This is a genomic window from Prevotella histicola (assembly GCF_055385135.1).
In genome coordinates this window covers 2,054,707-2,072,945 of the sequence record NZ_AP043793.1, presented here as the reverse complement: position 1 = coordinate 2,072,945, position 18,239 = coordinate 2,054,707, and the positions used below count along the sequence as shown (strand labels likewise).

16 protein-coding genes are annotated in these 18,239 nt (G+C 41.3%); 8 read left to right on the top strand and 8 right to left on the bottom strand.

The annotated features are described in order from the left end of the window. Nucleotides 1-22: 22 nt before the first annotated feature. Nucleotides 23-3,742: a DNA polymerase III subunit alpha gene (gene dnaE, locus ACZ48L_RS08395; protein WP_025792044.1), complete on the bottom strand. Its 3,720-nt coding sequence runs from the start codon at nt 3,740-3,742 to the stop codon at nt 23-25. Between the two features lie 130 nt (nt 3,743-3,872). Between dnaE and ACZ48L_RS08390 the strand changes: the two genes are divergently transcribed. The 3 genes from ACZ48L_RS08390 to ACZ48L_RS08380 are packed head-to-tail and all read left to right on the top strand — an operon-like array spanning nt 3,873 to nt 5,595. After that, nucleotides 3,873-4,574, top strand: coding sequence for a phosphatidylserine decarboxylase family protein (locus ACZ48L_RS08390; RefSeq protein WP_040559218.1), 702 nt, complete (start codon nt 3,873-3,875; stop codon nt 4,572-4,574). A 9-nt stretch (nt 4,575-4,583) separates the two neighbouring features. After that, nucleotides 4,584-5,288: a CDP-diacylglycerol--serine O-phosphatidyltransferase gene (pssA, locus tag ACZ48L_RS08385; RefSeq protein ID WP_008822079.1), complete on the top strand. Its 705-nt coding sequence runs from the start codon at nt 4,584-4,586 to the stop codon at nt 5,286-5,288. A 28-nt stretch (nt 5,289-5,316) separates the two neighbouring features. After that, entirely contained in the window at nt 5,317-5,595 is a 279-nt protein-coding gene (locus tag ACZ48L_RS08380) for a hypothetical protein (protein WP_025792042.1), read from the top strand. A 120-nt stretch (nt 5,596-5,715) separates the two neighbouring features. Here the strand turns inward: ACZ48L_RS08380 and ACZ48L_RS08375 are convergent, their stop codons facing one another. The 5 genes from ACZ48L_RS08375 to ACZ48L_RS08355 all read right to left on the bottom strand — a co-directional run bounded on the left by ACZ48L_RS08375 (nt 5,716) and on the right by ACZ48L_RS08355 (nt 12,893). Continuing rightward, complete coding sequence (locus ACZ48L_RS08375) at nt 5,716-8,025, bottom strand: outer membrane beta-barrel protein (protein WP_025792041.1); 2,310 nt, start codon at nt 8,023-8,025, stop codon at nt 5,716-5,718. A 702-nt stretch (nt 8,026-8,727) separates the two neighbouring features. Beyond that, on the bottom strand, nt 8,728-10,821 hold the full coding sequence (locus ACZ48L_RS08370) for a cytochrome c biogenesis protein CcdA (RefSeq protein WP_025792039.1): 2,094 nt from the start codon (nt 10,819-10,821) through the stop codon (nt 8,728-8,730). An 18-nt stretch (nt 10,822-10,839) separates the two neighbouring features. Continuing rightward, nucleotides 10,840-11,550: a UMP kinase gene (gene pyrH, locus ACZ48L_RS08365; protein ID WP_008822075.1), complete on the bottom strand. Its 711-nt coding sequence runs from the start codon at nt 11,548-11,550 to the stop codon at nt 10,840-10,842. A 171-nt stretch (nt 11,551-11,721) separates the two neighbouring features. Beyond that, the gene (locus ACZ48L_RS08360) at nt 11,722-12,513 is read right to left on the bottom strand and encodes a biotin--[acetyl-CoA-carboxylase] ligase (RefSeq protein ID WP_025792037.1); all 792 of its coding nucleotides are present in this window, start codon (nt 12,511-12,513) and stop codon (nt 11,722-11,724) included. Between the two features lie 14 nt (nt 12,514-12,527). After that, nucleotides 12,528-12,893 carry a YraN family protein gene (locus ACZ48L_RS08355; RefSeq protein ID WP_008822073.1) on the bottom strand — a complete coding sequence of 122 codons (366 nt, stop codon included), beginning with the start codon at nt 12,891-12,893 and terminating at the stop codon, nt 12,528-12,530. A gap of 81 nt (nt 12,894-12,974) precedes the next feature. Here ACZ48L_RS08355 and ACZ48L_RS08350 point away from each other — a divergent pair, with 81 nt between their 5' ends. The 5 genes from ACZ48L_RS08350 to ACZ48L_RS08330 all read left to right on the top strand — a co-directional run bounded on the left by ACZ48L_RS08350 (nt 12,975) and on the right by ACZ48L_RS08330 (nt 16,181). Continuing rightward, on the top strand, nt 12,975-13,427 hold the full coding sequence (locus tag ACZ48L_RS08350; protein WP_025792035.1) for a nucleoside deaminase: 453 nt from the start codon (nt 12,975-12,977) through the stop codon (nt 13,425-13,427). Between the two features lie 167 nt (nt 13,428-13,594). Beyond that, nucleotides 13,595-14,521, top strand: a complete 927-nt coding sequence (locus tag ACZ48L_RS08345) for an IS982 family transposase (protein WP_155716760.1) — start codon at nt 13,595-13,597, stop codon at nt 14,519-14,521. 335 nt (nt 14,522-14,856) lie between these two features. After that, the gene (locus ACZ48L_RS08340) at nt 14,857-15,306 is read left to right on the top strand and encodes a hypothetical protein (protein WP_025792813.1); all 450 of its coding nucleotides are present in this window, start codon (nt 14,857-14,859) and stop codon (nt 15,304-15,306) included. A 6-nt stretch (nt 15,307-15,312) separates the two neighbouring features. Next, nucleotides 15,313-15,795: an RNA polymerase sigma factor gene (locus tag ACZ48L_RS08335; RefSeq protein WP_025792814.1), complete on the top strand. Its 483-nt coding sequence runs from the start codon at nt 15,313-15,315 to the stop codon at nt 15,793-15,795. Continuing rightward, complete coding sequence (locus tag ACZ48L_RS08330; protein ID WP_025792815.1) at nt 15,792-16,181, top strand: hypothetical protein; 390 nt, start codon at nt 15,792-15,794, stop codon at nt 16,179-16,181. The genes ACZ48L_RS08335 and ACZ48L_RS08330 overlap by 4 nt, the downstream gene beginning before the upstream one ends. Nucleotides 16,182-16,413: 232 nt before the next feature. Here the strand turns inward: ACZ48L_RS08330 and ACZ48L_RS08325 are convergent, their stop codons facing one another. Continuing rightward, nucleotides 16,414-17,328: a Cbp1 family collagen-binding glycoprotein adhesin gene (locus tag ACZ48L_RS08325; protein ID WP_008822068.1), complete on the bottom strand. Its 915-nt coding sequence runs from the start codon at nt 17,326-17,328 to the stop codon at nt 16,414-16,416. A gap of 31 nt (nt 17,329-17,359) precedes the next feature. Further along, nucleotides 17,360-18,067, bottom strand: a complete 708-nt coding sequence (rsmI, locus tag ACZ48L_RS08320; RefSeq protein ID WP_025792817.1) for a 16S rRNA (cytidine(1402)-2'-O)-methyltransferase — start codon at nt 18,065-18,067, stop codon at nt 17,360-17,362. Between the last annotated feature and the right edge of the window lie 172 nt (nt 18,068-18,239).

Genomic DNA, 18,239 nt, shown 5'->3' with positions numbered 1-18,239 from the left:
CGTGCCACTTTATATTGCCATTCTAATTGATCTTAAACTCCATTTTGTCACTGGAAGTAATGAAATCAATCAGCTTACGGTCTACATTCACACCTTTATTGCGGCTCTGCAACGTAATCATAGTGTTCTCTGGTGTGCGCAATTGGATATAAAGTCGGGTATTCCCAACATGCTCATCCACGATGGTTGACAGTTCTGACACCAACTCTTCATCCAATGCCACGGAATCAACCGTTATTGTAAATCGTTCCAAACGATGTGCTTTCACATCGTAAAGCTGCTCTACATTCTGGACTTTCAGCTCCAACATAGAAGGATTATTACGATAACGAGGCTGACATTTTGCTGTAACAAAGATGGTATAGTTCTCCTTTAACAGGTTATTCCATCGTGCCCAATCATCGCCAAAGAGCGCTAATTCGCCCGTACCATCAAAGTCTTCTATGGTTACAAAGCCAAAAGGCTTACCAGTTTTCTGTGAGAATCGCTCCGTAACAGCTGTTACTATACCGCCAAATGTCACTTCGTCAGTCTTCGACAACTGCGTCATATCGGCATTACGACCAATCTGTGAGCAATGCGTATTACACATATTCCTCAACACAACGCTATATTCATCTAATGGATGTGCAGACAAATACACACCAACAAGCTCACGTTCCTTATTCAACTTCTCTATAGTAGGCCACTTTTCTGACTTTGGTGCCACTGGATGTATCACTGCCACAGCATCCATTCCACCAAACAAAGAATTCTGTTGTTCAGCCTTTTCCATCTGGAAGAGCTGCCCATAACGGACTATAGTATCAAGGAATAAGTCTCCTTTACCTGTAACACCGAAGTATTGTTCACGCTGTAAACCAAAGCTATCAAAGCCTCCACTGTATGCAAGACTCTCAAAAGCTTTACGGTTAACATTACTAAGATCAATACGTTCTGCAAAGTCATAGATGTCCTTATAGGGACCATTTGCCTCCCGCTCACGTACAATACTCTCTGCAGCACTGGCACCCATTCCCTTTATTGCAGACAGACCGAAACGTATCTCACCATGCTTGTTAACACCAAACCCTATCTGACTTTCATTTACATCAGGGCCAAGTGTAGCTATCTTCATAGCCTTACACTCTTCCATTAGCTTGGTAATCTCAGTTATCTGACTGAACCTTCGAGTCATCAAAGCAGCCATATACTCTGCTGGATAATGGGCCTTTAAGTAAGCAGTTTGATAAGCAACCCATGAATAACAAGTAGCATGTGACTTATTAAAAGCATAACTTGCAAACTTCTCCCAGTCACTCCATATCTTCTCTAACACCTGTGGATCATGACCATTCTCCTGCCCTTGCTTGATGAACTTCGGCTTCATTTGATCTACAATAGCCTTCTTTTTCTTACCCATAGCCTTACGAAGTGCATCACTTTCACCACGAGTAAAGTTGGCTAATTGCCTACTTAAAAGCATCACTTGCTCTTGATAAACCGTTATACCATAAGTATCCTTAAGGTACTTCTCCATACATGGGATATCATACTTCACCAAAGAAGGATCATTCTTACGCTTGATAAAGTCTGGAATATAATCCATTGGACCTGGACGATAGAGAGCATTCATGGCTATAAGGTCCTCAAATACAGTTGGATGTAGTTCTCGAAGATACTTCTGCATACCAGCAGATTCAAACTGGAAAGTACCAATTGTCTGTCCACGCTGATAGAGTTGATATGTAAGTTCATCATCAATCGGGATATTATCAAGGTCGATAACATCACCAGTTGTCTGCTTAATAACCTTGCAAGCCTCCTTCAATTCAGACAAAGTCTTCAGTCCTAAGAAGTCCATTTTGATAAGACCTGTAGACTCAATAACATGTCCGTCATACTGAGTTACAGGCACTTTCTTCTCGGGAAAGTCTGGATCTGTTGCTGTTGATACAGGAACCCAGTCATCAATAGGATTACGACAGATAATAAAACCACAAGCATGAATACCCGTACCACGCACAGTTCCTTCCAGCATCTTTGCATACTTAATGGTGTTACGCTCACGTATATCTTCACTAACTTCAGCATCTTGCAGCTGTGGAGTACACTTAATGGCATTCGTTAGATTCATCTTCATGCCATCTGGTAACCGTTCTGGGATAGCCTTACAAAGAGCATTTGACACATCCAAAGGTAGCTTCTCAACACGTGCAACATCCTTAATGGAGTTCTTCGTTGCCATAGTTGAATAGGTAATGATATGTGCACAATTCTCATGACCATACTTATCCATTACCCATTGCAGCACTCGTCCACGCCCATCATCATCAAAATCCGTATCAATATCAGGGAGATTGACACGATCAGGGTTTAAGAAACGCTCAAACAGCAAGTCATATTTAAGAGGATCTATCTTTGTAATGCCTAAACAATAAGCTACAACTGAGCCTGCAGCAGAGCCACGCCCTGGTCCAACCATTACTCCTAAGTCCTCACGAGCAGCGTTAATGAAGTCCTGTACTATCAAGAAGTACCCAGGGAAACCCATCGTTTTCATTACATGAAGCTCAAAACGGATATGCTCTTTCACCTCTTCTGACAATGGATCACCATACAATTTCTTAGCTCCATCATAAGCTAACTTAGCTAAATAGTCAGCTTCAAACTTGATTCGATAAATCTTTTCATAACCTCCCAAGCGAGCAATGACCTTCTTTCCTTCCTCCTCAGACAATGGATTCAGCCCATTTTCATCCGTCGTAAACTCCTTATATAGGTCTGCTTCAGTGAATTTCTTTTCCCATTCTTCCTCAGTTCCAAAGCTTTCAGGTATGGGGAAGAAAGGCATTATAGGCCCATGATCGATACTATAGGTTTCTATTTTATCAAGAATCTCCAACGTATTAGCCATGGCTTCAGGCACATCAGAGAACACTTCATTCATCTCTTGACGTGTTTTAAACCACTCCTGCTTTGAATAACGCATTCGTTTAGGGTCATCAAGATCCTCATTCGTTGACAAACAGAGCAAGTGATCATGTGCTTCTGCCGTCTCTTTATCCTCAAAATGGCAGTCATTTGTACACACAAGTTTGACCCCATACTCCTTTGCGAACTGCATCAATACCTTGTTTGCCTTCTGTTGTAGAGGGTAAGCTTCACGGTTAGCTACCAATGTTGGGTCCTTTACTTCATGCCTTTGTAACTCCAAATAATAATCATCACCAAACACTCGATGGTACCATTCACAAGCTTCTCGTGCTCCTTCTATATCTCCACGTATTATTTTATTTGGCACTTCACCTGCAATACAAGCAGAACAGACTATCAGATCTTCGTGATATTTCTCTAATTCCTCACGATCTGTACGTGGTTTATAGTAGTAACCATCAACCCACGCATGTGAAACAAGCTTGATAAGATTCTTATAGCCATTGTAATTCTTAGCTAATACAATAAGGTGATAGCCTGAATTATCATGCTTATCTTTCTCTTTATCATGCATTGAACGACGTGCAACATACATCTCACAGCCAAAGATTGGCTTGAAAGGTTCCTCCCCTTTAGCTTTCCTTTCCTTATTTATCTTGGCACAATAATCAGAGAATTCCTTGATTCCGAACATTACACCATGGTCAGTAATAGCCATACCCTTCATCCCATCAGCAATAGCCTTATCCACTAAGCGAGTCACTTTAGACTGACCATCAAGAATAGAGTAATTGGTATGAACGTGTAAATGTACGAAATCTTCCATTAGTTAATACTTTTTTGAGGTGTAAAGTTACTATGAAAAGCCGACATATCCAAAAGAATGAGAGTGAAAATTTGTGCAAATAACAAAAAAGGAGTACCTTTGCAACAAACAAATTCGTCGTTTATCGACCATGGGGAAAATAAAAAAGAAACTCAAAAAGATAAGAATTCATCGTGAAGGGACCAACACTTTGCTCTATGGAGCCATCTGTTTAGCTCTCATTGCACTGATTCTTTGGTTTGCAGTTCCATCAAAGATACCATTTTGGATATTTGCAGTTGTCTTCGGTACCATCTACGGTATAGTTCTTAATTTCTACCGTTGTCCTATCCGTTATTTCGGAAGTGAGGATACAGAAGGTATTGTTGTAGCACCTGCAGATGGGCATATTGTTGTTATAGAGGAAGTTGATGAGCATGAATACTTTCACGATCGTCGTTTAATGATATCCATTTTCATGAGTCTATGGAATGTCCATGCAAACTGGTTTCCTGTTGATGGTGTTGTAAAGTCAGTCAAACACTTCGACGGAAACTTCCATAAAGCATGGCTACCTAAGGCAAGTGAAGAGAACGAACATGCTGATACGATCATCACAACACCTGATGGCACAGACGTTTTATGCCGACAGATTGCAGGAGCCATGGCCCGTCGCATTGTTACTTACGCCAAAGAAGGTGAAGATTGCTACATTGATGAGCACTTAGGGTTCATTAAATTAGGCAGTCGTGTGGACATTTTCCTCCCTGTTGGCTCTGAAGTATGTGTCAAAATGGGGCAAGCCACGACAGGTGACCAGACAGTTATTGCCAAGCTTAAGCCTCAAAAATAAGCAAAAGTAATGAAGAAACATATCCCAAACAGCATTACTTGTTGCAACCTCATCTCTGGTTGTATTGCCACTGCATTTGCTTTTGGCGGAAACATAGAGATGGCTTTGCTATGGATTATCATCGGTGCGGTATTCGATTTCTTTGATGGTATGACGGCAAGGTTGCTCCATGTCAGTTCACCAATAGGCAAAGAGCTTGATTCATTGGCTGATGATGTCACCTTCGGTGTGGCTCCTTCAACAATAATCTTCAGTCAATTGCAGGTCATGGCATACCCAACAATGCTTGAACCACTACGTGATTACTTGCCTTTTGTGGCTTATATCATGGCAGCTTTCTCTGCTTTACGCCTTGCAAAGTTCAATCTTGACGAGCGACAAGCATTGGGTTTCATCGGACTACCAACTCCTGCCAACGCACTTTTCTGGGGTTCACTCCTCGTTGGGGTTGGTAATAAGATGGAAAACCATGACTGGATGCTTTATATAGTACTCATTGGGATTGCTATCAGTTCATGGTTACTGGTGTCAGAGATCCCGATGTTTGCCTTGAAGTTCAAACAATGGGGTTGGAAAGGCAACGAGGTTAAGTATATTTTCCTACTCACTTGCATTCCTCTTCTCCTTGTCTTTGGCATCACTTCCTTTGCTATTATCATTGCATGGTATGTGATTCTTTCTATCATTGTCAAGCCTTCAACAGCTAAGGGCTAAAGAATAAGAAACTAAAACACTTAAAGTCATGGTAGCATTTATAACTTTTCTTCTGAAGTTTGCGCTCTTTTTCTTTATCTTTTTCCTTGCTTTGATCTTGTGGATTACCTATACTTTTTACAAGCAGATAAAGCGTACGCGCCGACAATTCAACCCTTATGACCAACAAGAGGGCACTGAAACGAAAGGAAATACGGTCACAGACAATCGTCCGATAGAGAAAAGAAACAAACAAGTCATCCCTGATAGCGAAGGAGAATATGTTGATTTCACAGAAGTAGATGACCCTGAACCGAAACAACAATAACGAAACATCATTTTAAAGAATAAGTATAGCGCCTTTCACGATAGTGGAAGGCGCTATTTTGTTGCATTAAAACGTGTTTCTTACTTATACTTTCACGGCTCGAAAGTAATACTTTTGCACTTACAATCGCTGCTTTTCAGCATTACCAGCACCTTTTCCCTTGTATTTACTGCGTGCTGAATTAAACCTATATGTAACGGTAAAGACAAGCTGACGACTGTCATATGTGCTCAATTGACTTGTCTCCATGACTCCGGTATATGCTGTTCCACCTTCTTTAACAGTATGGAACAAGTCTGTTCCACCCAACCGAAGCGTGAGACAATCCTTTAGGAACGACTTTGAAAGAGACACATCAACTGCCCCAGTATTGCTCACCATGGATCCAACTTCATCATCTCCTTTCCTCACAAAATATGACTCCATATCAAAGATCCAGCCTTTGCCAAAGTCAAACGTATTATTGAAGACAAACTTAAGGATTGGTTTGTTCAGCTTATACGTCTGGATATCTGTCTGAAGATTAAGCCATTGCTTCTTCATAAGGAAACTGACTTCAGGATTCCAAATACCTATCTTTGGGCTAAAAGCAAGTTTTGCCATCACATTTTTTATACTAGGAAGGTTCCTGAAGGTCAACCGTGAGATGGAAGAACTGTTCCTATCCTGATTGCTCCAAAACACTATTGCATTACGACGATCGTTGTAAGCAACACCAAACTGTATGAATTTCCATGCGCCACCCAAAGAGATGGTATGGATATACTCATGCTTCAAAAGTGGATTACCCGACTGAAGAAGGAAGCGATTACCATAGCTGACATTATTACTCAGCTGACTGTACGACGGGCGACGCGTCTTTGCAGCATATGCAAGTTGGAGTTGCACATTACCTATTTGCGTTGCTGCGGAGATACTCGGGAACAGATTACTGAACGAACGGCTCTGAGAAGGAATGTGTTGCCCGTCTTCATAGTAGTTAAAACGGGTGTTTTCCCACCGTAATCCTACGGTCAGCTGGCAGATAGGAAGCATATGAGTATATTCCACGAAAGGTGCGATGTTCGACTCTTTCAGCTGTGCATACGATGTGGGGACATAATGTTCAGGATTAATGTAATCGTCATTACGGTTCGTATAGGTGTACTCTGCACCTGCCGACAGATTACCCCCGAGAAGCGGATAACCAAGCGTTAGCTTAGAAGCAAAGAGCCTGTTGCGTTCCAAATGGTTAGAAGTGACGGTACGACTGGTTCTACTCTGACTTTGTTCATGTGTCGATGTGTTGTCACGTGAGTTATTATAGAGGTAGTCAACATTCATATCAACATCCATTTTCCCCAGCTTTCCTACGTAATAAAGATTCAGGAAGTGGGCTGGTTTATAAGTTTCCTTGCGCACAGACAACGTGTTAAGATGGTCATAAAACACACCGTCAGCAGTCACCTCACTACTGATATTATTCGGTTTAGGCGACTCATGATGAAAATTGACAGTATATTTAAAACCAATGGAGTTACTATCATTCAACTGATAGTCAGCTCCGAGCGTATTCTTAAAGTATATTGCCTTCTCTCGTGTATCTTGTTCAAGCTTCTGATTCCATAGTGTATCAGTGCGAACAACTGTTGTTATCGTACTGGGATAATAACCATTATCAAGCGTATAACCATGACTACCAAACACATCTAAGCGCTTATGGCGGTAATTCCAGTTCAGTCTGTCTGAAAGATCAACGTTTTCCGACTGGTAGTAGGACGATCTAACATCAAATCCGAAACCGTCTCCCTGTACCTTCTTTGTACGTATTTTCACAACAGCCTTTACTGCTGCATTATACTTAGCACCTGGGTTTGTTATTACCTCAACACTCTTGATGTCGCTCGACTTCAGTCTTTCCAACTCTGCACCATCACGCATCAACCTTCCGTTTATATATATAATAGGTGCGCCCCTGCCAAAGACTTCATAACCATTTCGCTGCTTTGTCAACCCAGGGATATGTGTCAGGACATCCTCACAAGTACCTAACTTGCTCAAGAGTGTGTTTTCTACATTCGTCTGTACACCCTCTATGGTAAGTTTATGTTGAGGAACATTCCCTTTAACAACCACTTCTGACATTAGATGAGCATCTTCTTTCAGTACTATTGTTAGCGCATCAAGGGTGTTAAGGGTTGTGACATAAGGTTCATAACCAATGAAAGAGACCTTCAGAATATCCCCCACGGCGGCTTTATCCACACGGAATTTTCCTTTTTCATCGGTTATCGTACCAACGACAAAGCCTGAATCCTTTGCCGATAGGACAACAACATTGGCATAAGGCAATGGCTTTTCCTGGCTGTCAAGAACAACACCAGAGATTGATTGGGCACAAAGTGTTAACCCAATGCATAACAGACCGAAGACAAGTATTAGTTTTCTCATAAGTAATAATTAGTATTCAAGGGCATGCAGGCATAGCTCTCAGATTAATGATTATGATAATAATATCACTTCGCAAAGATAGAAAAAAAAACAATAAGTCAATAAATTATAATAAAAAACTTCATTTTTCTACATTTTTATCAATCACAAAGCATTTCAAACCCATGTTTCCCCATTCTTAACATGCACTCTTTGGAATCTTCAACCTTACACTTTCATAAGTTGATAAGTTCATGTAGGAACAATCGCAGAAGGCTAAAAGACAATTAAGAAATAATATTACAGAAAGAGAACTACGAATATTGAGAGAATAGACAAAAACCTATCCAAAACGGATTTGTAACAAACAGATAACCAAACTGTTACAAACAGGTTTGTAAAAGATGCCCTTTTGCGTTTCAAAAGGGCATCTTTTGCACATCAAAAGGGCACCTTTTGCATGGTAAAAGGGCATCTTTTACAACGCAAAAGGGCGTCTTTCGAAAATCAATAATGAAGTTATTTTACATCAATAGCATTATCATTCGTCCAACGAAACAGTATCAGTGGGATTTAAATCGCAAACAACACTAAAGTGTTAGACATAAAAAAATGGCACAGAGGGCGATTGCCTTTGTGCCATTTTACTTTCAATGAGACCTCTCGTTATCTGCCTTCAACCATCATTATGCCGAACACAGTGCAGTAGAAGTCCAACGAATATTATCGTTTTGCCTGATAATTCTCGAGTCCTTTGTTGAGGAAATCAAGATAACCGGGTATATCCTCTTTGTAACTGAAGCTCCCGTTCAACGGTTTTCCTTGATTATCAAGTGGTACATAGAATGGTTGTGCAAGGTAACCGAACTTTGTTTCCTCTAAATAACTCCACTTGTCACCCACCGTACGGAGCGTACGCATGGTGCCATCAGGACGCTTCACCTCAACAGGTTGCTTCAATGGAGTCTTGTCATCCACATAAAGTGAAATGAGAACATAGTCCTTCATTAGCTTCTCAGCTACACGTGAATCAGTCCAAACGGCTGCCTCCATCTTACGACAGTTGACACATCCGAAACCAGTAAAGTCCAAAAGCACAGGCTTACCAGCTGCTGCAGCAGCACGCATACCCTCTTCATAGTCAGTATACTGTGCATGAACAGTCTGTGGAGCAAGGTTAAAATCCTGCGTATTGATAGGAGGAGCAAAAGCACTGACAGCCTTACAAGGTGCACCCCAAAGCCCAGGAAGCATATAAACAGAGAAAGCCAACGAACAAAGTCCTAACATAATTGCAGGAACTGGCATTGCTTTTTGATCGGGATCGTCATGTGGGAACTTGAGTTTACCAATGAGATACAAACCGAGAAGTGCAAAGAGTGCTATCCAAATAGAAAGGAATGTCTCACGATCAAGTATATGCCAGCCATATGCAAGGTCGGCAACTGAAAGGAACTTCAGCGAGAATGCAAGTTCAACAAAGCCAAGAACAACCTTGACCATATTCATCCATGAACCTGATTTTGGTGCCTGCTTCAACCAAGATGGGAAGAGAGCAAAGAGTGTGAAAGGCAAGGCAAGAGCCAAAGCAAAGCCAAACATTCCCACAGCAGGTGCTACCCAATCGCCACTTGTGGCTGCCTGTACGAGAAGAAGTCCTACTACTGGTGCTGTACAAGAGAAACTTACGAGTGACAAAGTGAATGCCATCAGGAAGATTGAGAACAGTCCTGTCGTTGCAGCAGCCTTGTTATCAACAGCATTTCCCCATGAAGAAGGTAGTCGAAGTTCGAACCATCCGAAGAAACTGAAGGCAAATACAGCCAACAAAAGGAAGAAGAAGATATTGAAAGGTGCATTTGTTGCAAGCTCATTCAGCTTCTGTGGGCCGAAAGCAGCTGTCACAATCGTTGCCAAACCCATGTAAATGACAATGATAGAGAGTCCGTATGTCACTGCATCACGGATACCTTTCTTACGGTCATCCTTAGCTCTTTTGAGGAAAAAGCTTACAGTCATCGGGATAATAGGCCATACACATGGTGTCAAAAGAGCAACCAAACCACCGACAATACCCATAAAGAAGATGTACCATAGTGAGGCATTGTCAGTGTTTTGAGCGGTATTAAAGGCCTTCAACTCCTTGATTACAGGTTGCCAAAGGTCTGAATCATTTGTCCCAGAGGTAGCAGCTGGTGCTACACTCGCTGCAGAATCAGCTGTTGAAGCAGTCACATTTTTAGTAGTATCTGCCGTCATTGCTGACAAAGCAGCTGTTCCTTCAGCTTCTGTTGGGGTAGCTACAGCTGCGTCAGTCGTTTTTTTTTCTACGTCTGAAGGTGCTGCTGCAGGAGCAGAAGCAGGGCCATTCCCTTTGAAGTTGAACTCCACCTGCATTGGAGGCATACACATTTCTTCATTACAGGTACTGTATTCCAAATAACCTTTTATGCTGTATGTCTTAGCAGTTATCTTATAACGTTGAACGAAGCTGACGCTATTTTCAAAATAACGGAGCTTCATATCAAAAGCTTTATCAAATACATTCAGCTCTTTTCCATGGGCAGTAAGCTTGCCAACAGGGCTTACACCTTCCGCATTATCCAAACGCAGAACAGTGGAATTAGGACCTCCAGCTGGCAGACCAGTGGAATATACGTGCCACCCTGATGCGATCTTAGCTGCAAAAATGATATCAACCTCTGTTGGAGACACACGCTTCTGCTGTACAGAAACATGTACAGGGTTCTGTTGTCCCATAGCGACTATACTCACCAACAGGGAAAAAATGAGAGTTAATAATTGTCTTTTTTTCATTTGACTTGTATTATTTTATTAATTATGTACTAAGGTTCCAATGTTTTCACCATCCATTACTTTCTTCAAATTGCCAACAACATCCATATTAAAGACGTAGATAGGCAGGTTATTTTCCTTACACATGGTTGTTGCAGTGAGGTCCATCACCTTCAAACCCTTGTTATATATTTCATCATAAGTAATGTCTGAGAACTTCGTTGCAGTAGGATCTTTCTCTGGATCGGCGGTATAAATGCCATCAACACGTGTCCCTTTCAGCATTACGTCAGCCTCTATTTCAATACCACGAAGGCTTGAACCCGTGTCAGTTGTGAAGTAAGGACAACCTGTTCCAGCAGAGAAGATACAGATACTTCCGGCTTCCATAGCCTCAATAGCTTTCCATTTGCTATAGTATTCACCAATAGGTTCCATACGAATAGCGGTCAACACCTTGGCTTTTGCACCTATAGCTTCCAACGCAGAACTAAGTGCAAGGGAGTTTATGACGGTTGCGCACATCCCCATCTGGTCTCCTTTCACACGGTCAAAGCCTTTCTGACTACCGCTAAGACCACGGAATATATTGCCACCACCTATGACAATACCGATCTGTACACCCATATCATGTACTTCTTTTATCTGTTTGGCATAGTCATCAAGACGTTCTGGATCAATACCAAAGCCTTGTTTGCCCATTAGACTCTCACCAGAGAGCTTTAATAAGATTCTTTTAAATCTTGCCATAACTTACTGTTTTTTATCTAGGGAGTTAAGATATTTAAGGTATTAGAGGAGTTTATACCATATACGATACACACTTTGACTAAATAATAATTTTCGTTTCATGCGCTCATCAGCCAATCCAAATAGCTTTCATGGCATTCTCTTTCAATCCTCACTCAATCTCCTACTCGCTCAATTAATAATAAATTCTACTTCTTTAAACTGATATTCACGAATCATACCACTGCGGTCACGAAGGATAAGATGCCCATCATCTTCTACTTCAACGATTGCTCCTTCAAACTCGCCATCGGCATCCCGGAACTTATGAAAGCCTCCTCGGCGATACAAGACATCGTGATACATCGCACTAATATCATTGTATCCACCCATCTCTAACAAATGATAGAACTCCGAAAACTTCTTTATTATTTTATTCAAGAGCTCTTCTTTTTCCACTTCATGCCCTAAAATCTGGCAAAGAGAGACTGGATTAAGTGCATCACTATGGAACATTGACTGATTAACATTCAGTCCAACGCCAAAGATACAATCCTTTATATGACCACCACCCAGCTTTGTTTCTATCAGAGTTCCACTGAGTTTCTTGTCTTTCCAATAGATATCATTCGGCCATTTCAGTCGAATTTCATCCTTTATCTCATCTGGTAAAGCGTCTCTTAAAGCCAAGGCACCAGCTTCAGAGAGTAAGAACTGACTCCGAACGGGTATCATCACAGGATGAACAAGGACTGAAAAGAGGAGATTCTTACCCTCTTCACTCTCCCAAGTGTTAGTACCTTGACCGCGTCCTGCCGACTGATAATCAGCCACAACAACCGTCATTGGTTCATTCTCTGTAGGTACGTAAGTCCGCAGATAGCTGTTTGTACTATCTACAGAGTCAAGATGAATAACCTTCACATCAGGCTTTTTCTCAGCAGATGGCTTCAGAAAGCCTAACATTGCGTCTATTATCTTCATTTATCCTCGTACTTTTATATGAAAGGAAGAAAGGCATCTTTAACCTGTCTTACCTCATGAATGTCCGTGGGTTGACCTACTATTGTGATGATATCAAAGCGAATATCAAGGCTGATACCATACTGTTTGACATACGCATTGGCAGCGATGGACAACGAACGGACCTTCTGTGGGGTCACAGCCTCATCGGCATTGGCATAACGTTCATCACGACGTGTCTTCACTTCGATGATAACAAGTGTGCCTTTATCTATGGCTACAATATCTAAATCACGATGCCTATAGCTCCAATCTCGATGCAAAATGACATAGCCTTGCTGCTGAAGATAACTTACAGCAACGTCTTCTCCCCACCGCCCTATATCATTATGCAAAGCCATGCACCTTTCTTACATTTTTATTACAGCGCAAAGTTAGGATAATCTTTCGTAAAATCAAAATAAAACTCGTATTTTTGCAGCATGAGTACAGAAGAACAAAGCAAGAAAGACCTATACTATATGCAGCGTGCATTGGTGGAAGCCGAAGCTGCCTATAAAGAAGGTGAAATCCCAGTGGGCGCAGTCGTTGTATGCAAAGACCGTATCATCGCTCGTGCCCATAACCTGACAGAGACGCTCAATGACGTTACTGCACATGCAGAAATGCAAGCAATAACCATGGCTGCCAATGAGTTGGGAGGGAAATATCTGCAAGATTGCACGCTATATGTGACAGTTGAGCCTTGCATCATGTGTGCTGGTGCTATCGGCTGGGCACAACTTCGGCGCATTGTCTACGGTTGTCCTGATGAAAAACGGGGTTACCACGAGTATGCACCCAAAGCTTTCCACCCAAAAGCTAATGTTACTTACGGTGTGATGGAAGAAGAATGTCGTGCCTTGATGCAGCGATTCTTCCAAGAGAGAAGGTAGGTTTTGAGGAGTTAAGGAGTGAAAGGGAGTGAAAGGAGTTAAGACATCACCTCTGTTCCTGATACTACGCGAGTTCGGGATAAGAAAAGGCTTGAAAAAGTTGGTAATCTCGTCAAAAATTCGTATCTTTATAGGTGAAAATCAATAGATTACAAGATTTTTGAACGATGATTACCAAGGACAAAGTTACTGAAATTTTCTGTATAATCGACGAGTTTGATAAGAATTTGAGTGCCGAATTAGCGAAAAACCTGCGTCTACCGTCCCATAACAGTGACGGCAAACGCTACCGAAACCGCAAGGGCAGACTCTCGGAAAGTGAGATTATGACCATTTTGGTATGCTATCATTTCGGCGCATATCGCAATTTCAAGGAGTATTATTTGAATTGGGTCAAAGGGGTGATGCGTCAGGATTTTCCCGACGCGGTTTCCTATAACCGCTTCGTTGAACTCATGCCAAGAGTGTTCTTTAAGATGATGCTGTTCATGAAGCTCTATGCCTTCGGCAAGTGTACGGGTATAACATTCGTTGACAGCACAATGATACCCGTATGTCACAATGTACGACGATATTACAACAAAGTCTTTGCCGGCCTCGCCAAGGACGGAAAGGGTACCATGGGCTGGTGTCATGGATTCAAGCTGCACCTGCTATGCAATGATTCTGGTGAAGTGATAACGTTCTGTCTTACAGGAGCAAATGTGGATGACAGAGATAGCAGGGTATGGACGGTATTTGCAAAGGTCTTATTTGGGAAGATCTTTGCTGATAGAGGGTACATCAAGCAGGAACTCTTTGATAGTCTGTTCAGTCAAGGTATCCAACTCGTTCATGGGCTCAAGGCTAAGATGAAGAACAAACTGATGCCTATGTGGGACAAGATTATGCTGAGGAAAAGATACATTATCGAGTGCATTAACGAACTACTCAAGAACAAAGCCAACCTTGTTCACTCAAGACACCGCTCGATACACAACTTTATCATGAACTTGTGTTCTGCCCTTACAGCATACTGCTTCTTTGAGAACAAGCCAGAGGCACTGCCAGTGTATGTGGAAAAATCAAGGCACTTGGAACTTTTTTCATACTAAACTTATCCCGAACTCAAGTATACTAATAAAGATATAGAAAGGAAAGAGAAAGGATTTTACTTGTGCTCTCTACGATTATTAGAGGTAAGAAATAAACTGCTGATAGATGCCCTTTTAACCTCTTATAGCTACACTCCAACGAATTATTTACATGTAAATAATTTGCTCAAAAGTTATTGTAAGCATAAAAAAGAACCATTATCAAGAATACAATTAATACCATAAAACAAATAAATTTATGCCTTTGATGTCACCTTCTACAAACTAATAACGTTATACAAGTGAATCGGTTCAGAAAGAAAACCAAATGTATAACATATTAAAAATAAATGATTATGAATTATGTAATATTAATATCAATTATTGAAAGTCTCGTTCCGATAGCAATTGTAGTAGTTCTTCCAATCGTAATAGTTTGGTTCTACTATAGAAACAAACAACTTGAAGCGACCAAAAGGAGTGAGATTATAATGGCTGTTATTGAAAAGAATCCTGAGGTTGACATACAGGAGTTCCTCAACAAACTGAACTCTCCCAAAAAGTCATATAAAGAGCAACTGATGACAAAAATGCATAAGGAAATGCTTTGGGGAACAATATGCCTTATCGTAGGGGCGACAGGCATCTTGGCTATCATAGTTCTGAGCATCCTGCAAGGCTTTTACAAAGGAAATATCGGTATAGGTTTTGTATTTGGCGTTGTCCCATTGGCAGTAAGCTGTGGGCTGTTGGTAGCCTACAACAATGCCAAAAAGACTTTGGAAAACTTGAAAGACAACGATTAGGTTATTATGACAAGAGAACAATTCGTCGAACAGGTCAGTCGGGAACAGGCACATCTACGCCGGTTCCTGACGGCTTTATGCTGCGGCAATAGTGCTGAAGCTGACGATATTGCTCAAGAGGCTCTCATCAAAGCCTACCTTCGCAGTAGTCAATATGACGAACGTGGACAGTTCTCGGCTTGGCTAATGAAAATTGCTTATCGTGTCTTCATAGACTCTCGTCGCAAACAGAAACACCAACAGGAACTACCCCTTGAGAAGGCTATCACGCTCCAAGGAAACAGTAAGAGTGATGAAGCCTTCCGCTATCAAGAACTACACACTGCGTTGGCAACGCTCTCGGAGACAATGCGCACAAGTATCCTGCTTCATTATATGCAGGGTTATCAGATAAAAGAGATTGCAGAGATAACCGAAAACAGTGAGGATGCAATTAAGAAACAACTCTCACGTGGACGGCAAGAACTTAAACATATTTTGGAAAGATGAACGAAGATAAATTCTTGAAAGACTTGCTCTCGGACTATCATCCACAACTATCGGATGACAATGCCTTTATGCAAAGACTGCAACGACAGATGGAACTCATCGAAGAAGTCAAGGCATATCAACGTGCGGAGAGCCGAAAGAACAAACTGATGTCGCTTAAACTGCTTGTTGTTGGGGTTGTTTTGGGCTGTATTGTGACGCTTGCAAGTTTCACACTGCCTAACATCTTTGACAGATATATCAATGGGACTGAATCGGAATTCATCCTTACTTTGCTTCACAACATTCAGTATATCGGACTGGCAATAGGTGCAGGCTTCGTCACACTCAGCCTATTGTTTACCACGAAATTAGTAAATCTAAAAGACGAAGTACCACTTCAATAGTGGTTTCTTTGGGCTTTGCTGAAGTTGACATAACAGATAACGCGATTACAAAAAAGGTAGACCTTTTTGGGCAAAAAGGTCTACCTTTTTTAAAGAAACCGTCAACCTTTTTGAAGAAAGAGTTACCCTCTTCTGAATATATCCAATTATAAGACAGGAATAAGTTTGGAGAAATAAAAAAGGAGATGTGCTGTTATAACACATCTCCTCTTTCTTATTTTGTATTTTATGATTATCTAACCTGAATAACCAAGTATTTACTTGTGCTCCAGAAGGTCTGTGGATCAGAGATACGAAGTACATACTGACCGTTAGTATCCGTTGTAAGTGAGTAACTGTTGCTCGGGTGAGAAGTCAAAAGACGCGCACTCTTACTGTAAAGTTTAATCTCCTTAGTAACACGGATATCAATCTTTGTGAAGTAACCTTTGTTGAATGAGCCCTGCAAAACCTTACCTCCATCGAGGATTCGCTGTGCTTTCAGCTCGCTCTTTGTACCGAATACGTACCAACCAGTATTCAGTTGTCTATCTTGAGTATTGATAGTTTCAGTCTTCTGGTTGCTCTCTGTCTGAAGATTCTCTTTCTCCTTAGTAAGGTTTTCCTTCTCAGTTGTCAAGTTTTCCTTATCGGTCTTCAGATTCGTTACGTCAGTATTTAAGCCTGTAATAGTCTCATCAAGTTCCTTAATGTGAATATTCTTTGAATCAAGCTCAGCACGAAGTTTCTTCAATTCAGCCTCCTTCTGGCCCAACTGAGTAGTCAATTGTGCGAGAGTTTTTCTCATAGCCTCACCCTTAAAGCCAGTCTCACGCAACTGCTGCTGTAGCTTTTTGATGAGTTCACGGTTCTCTTTCATGCGCTGAGCAATGAACTGAATGTTCTCTTTTACTTGTGCTGCCTTATCTGCACGTTCGCCATCCTTAGCGATTGTTACACGATTCTCTGCCGCATTAATATCAGAAAAGCCTTGCTGAATATCATTCAGCGTACTCATCATGTCATTAATTTCATTATCACGTGCGTCTATAATAGCGCGTAAAGAGTCATTTTGAACATCAGCTGAGTTAAGAGCTGACTTCTTGTCTTGGTTGCAGGATGCAAGTGCAAAGACACCACATGCTGCCAAAATTAATAGCTTTTTCATAATTATTCGTTTTTATCAGTTCTCTTCTTTATTATCTATTTACTTTGTTTTTATCAGAACTTTTAACCTTTTCTTTGCCTGCGACGACAATAACAAACTCACCACGCGGTTCTGTTTCCTTGAAGTGAGCAATGACATCAGCCAACGTTCCACGCACACTTTCCTCATGAATCTTTGATATTTCCCTACAACAACTAACCTGTCGTTCGGTTCCAAAGACCTCAGCAAACTGTTCTAAGGTTTTCACTACACGATAAGGAGACTCATAGAAAACCATTGTTCGCGTTTCATCTACCAGACTTTCCAACTGTGTTTTACGTCCTTTCTTCTGTGGCAAGAAGCCTTCAAAGCAGAAACGATCACATGGAAGACCACTTGAAACCAATGCTGGAACAAAGGCAGTAGCCCCTGGAAGAGTTTGAACAGTGATACCATTGGCAGCCGCTTCACGTGCAAGAAAGAAGCCAGGGTCACTGATTCCAGGCGTACCAGCATCCGAAATGAGCGCAATCGTTTCCCCTGCTTTCAATCGATTGACTATTCCTGCAGACGTACTGTGCTCATTAAACTTATGATGAGACATCAGATGATTCTTTATTTCGAAGTGTTTCAGTAAGATACCAGAGGTCCGCGTATCTTCACACAAAACTAGATCAGCTTCCTTAAGGATTCTGATTGCACGGAGTGTCATGTCCTCCATGTTTCCAACCGGCGTCGGTACAAGGTATAATATTCCCATATATCGGCTGCAAATGTATAGTAAAACACAAAGAAGCCAAAATAAATTAGGCTTTTTTACACAACTATCAAATCCCTTAGCAAAGCCTTTTAATATATAAATAAGGCAATAAAAAACTACTCATTAGTCATTTAACCTCGAACAATTAACTGTTCTTAGGATTTTTATTTAT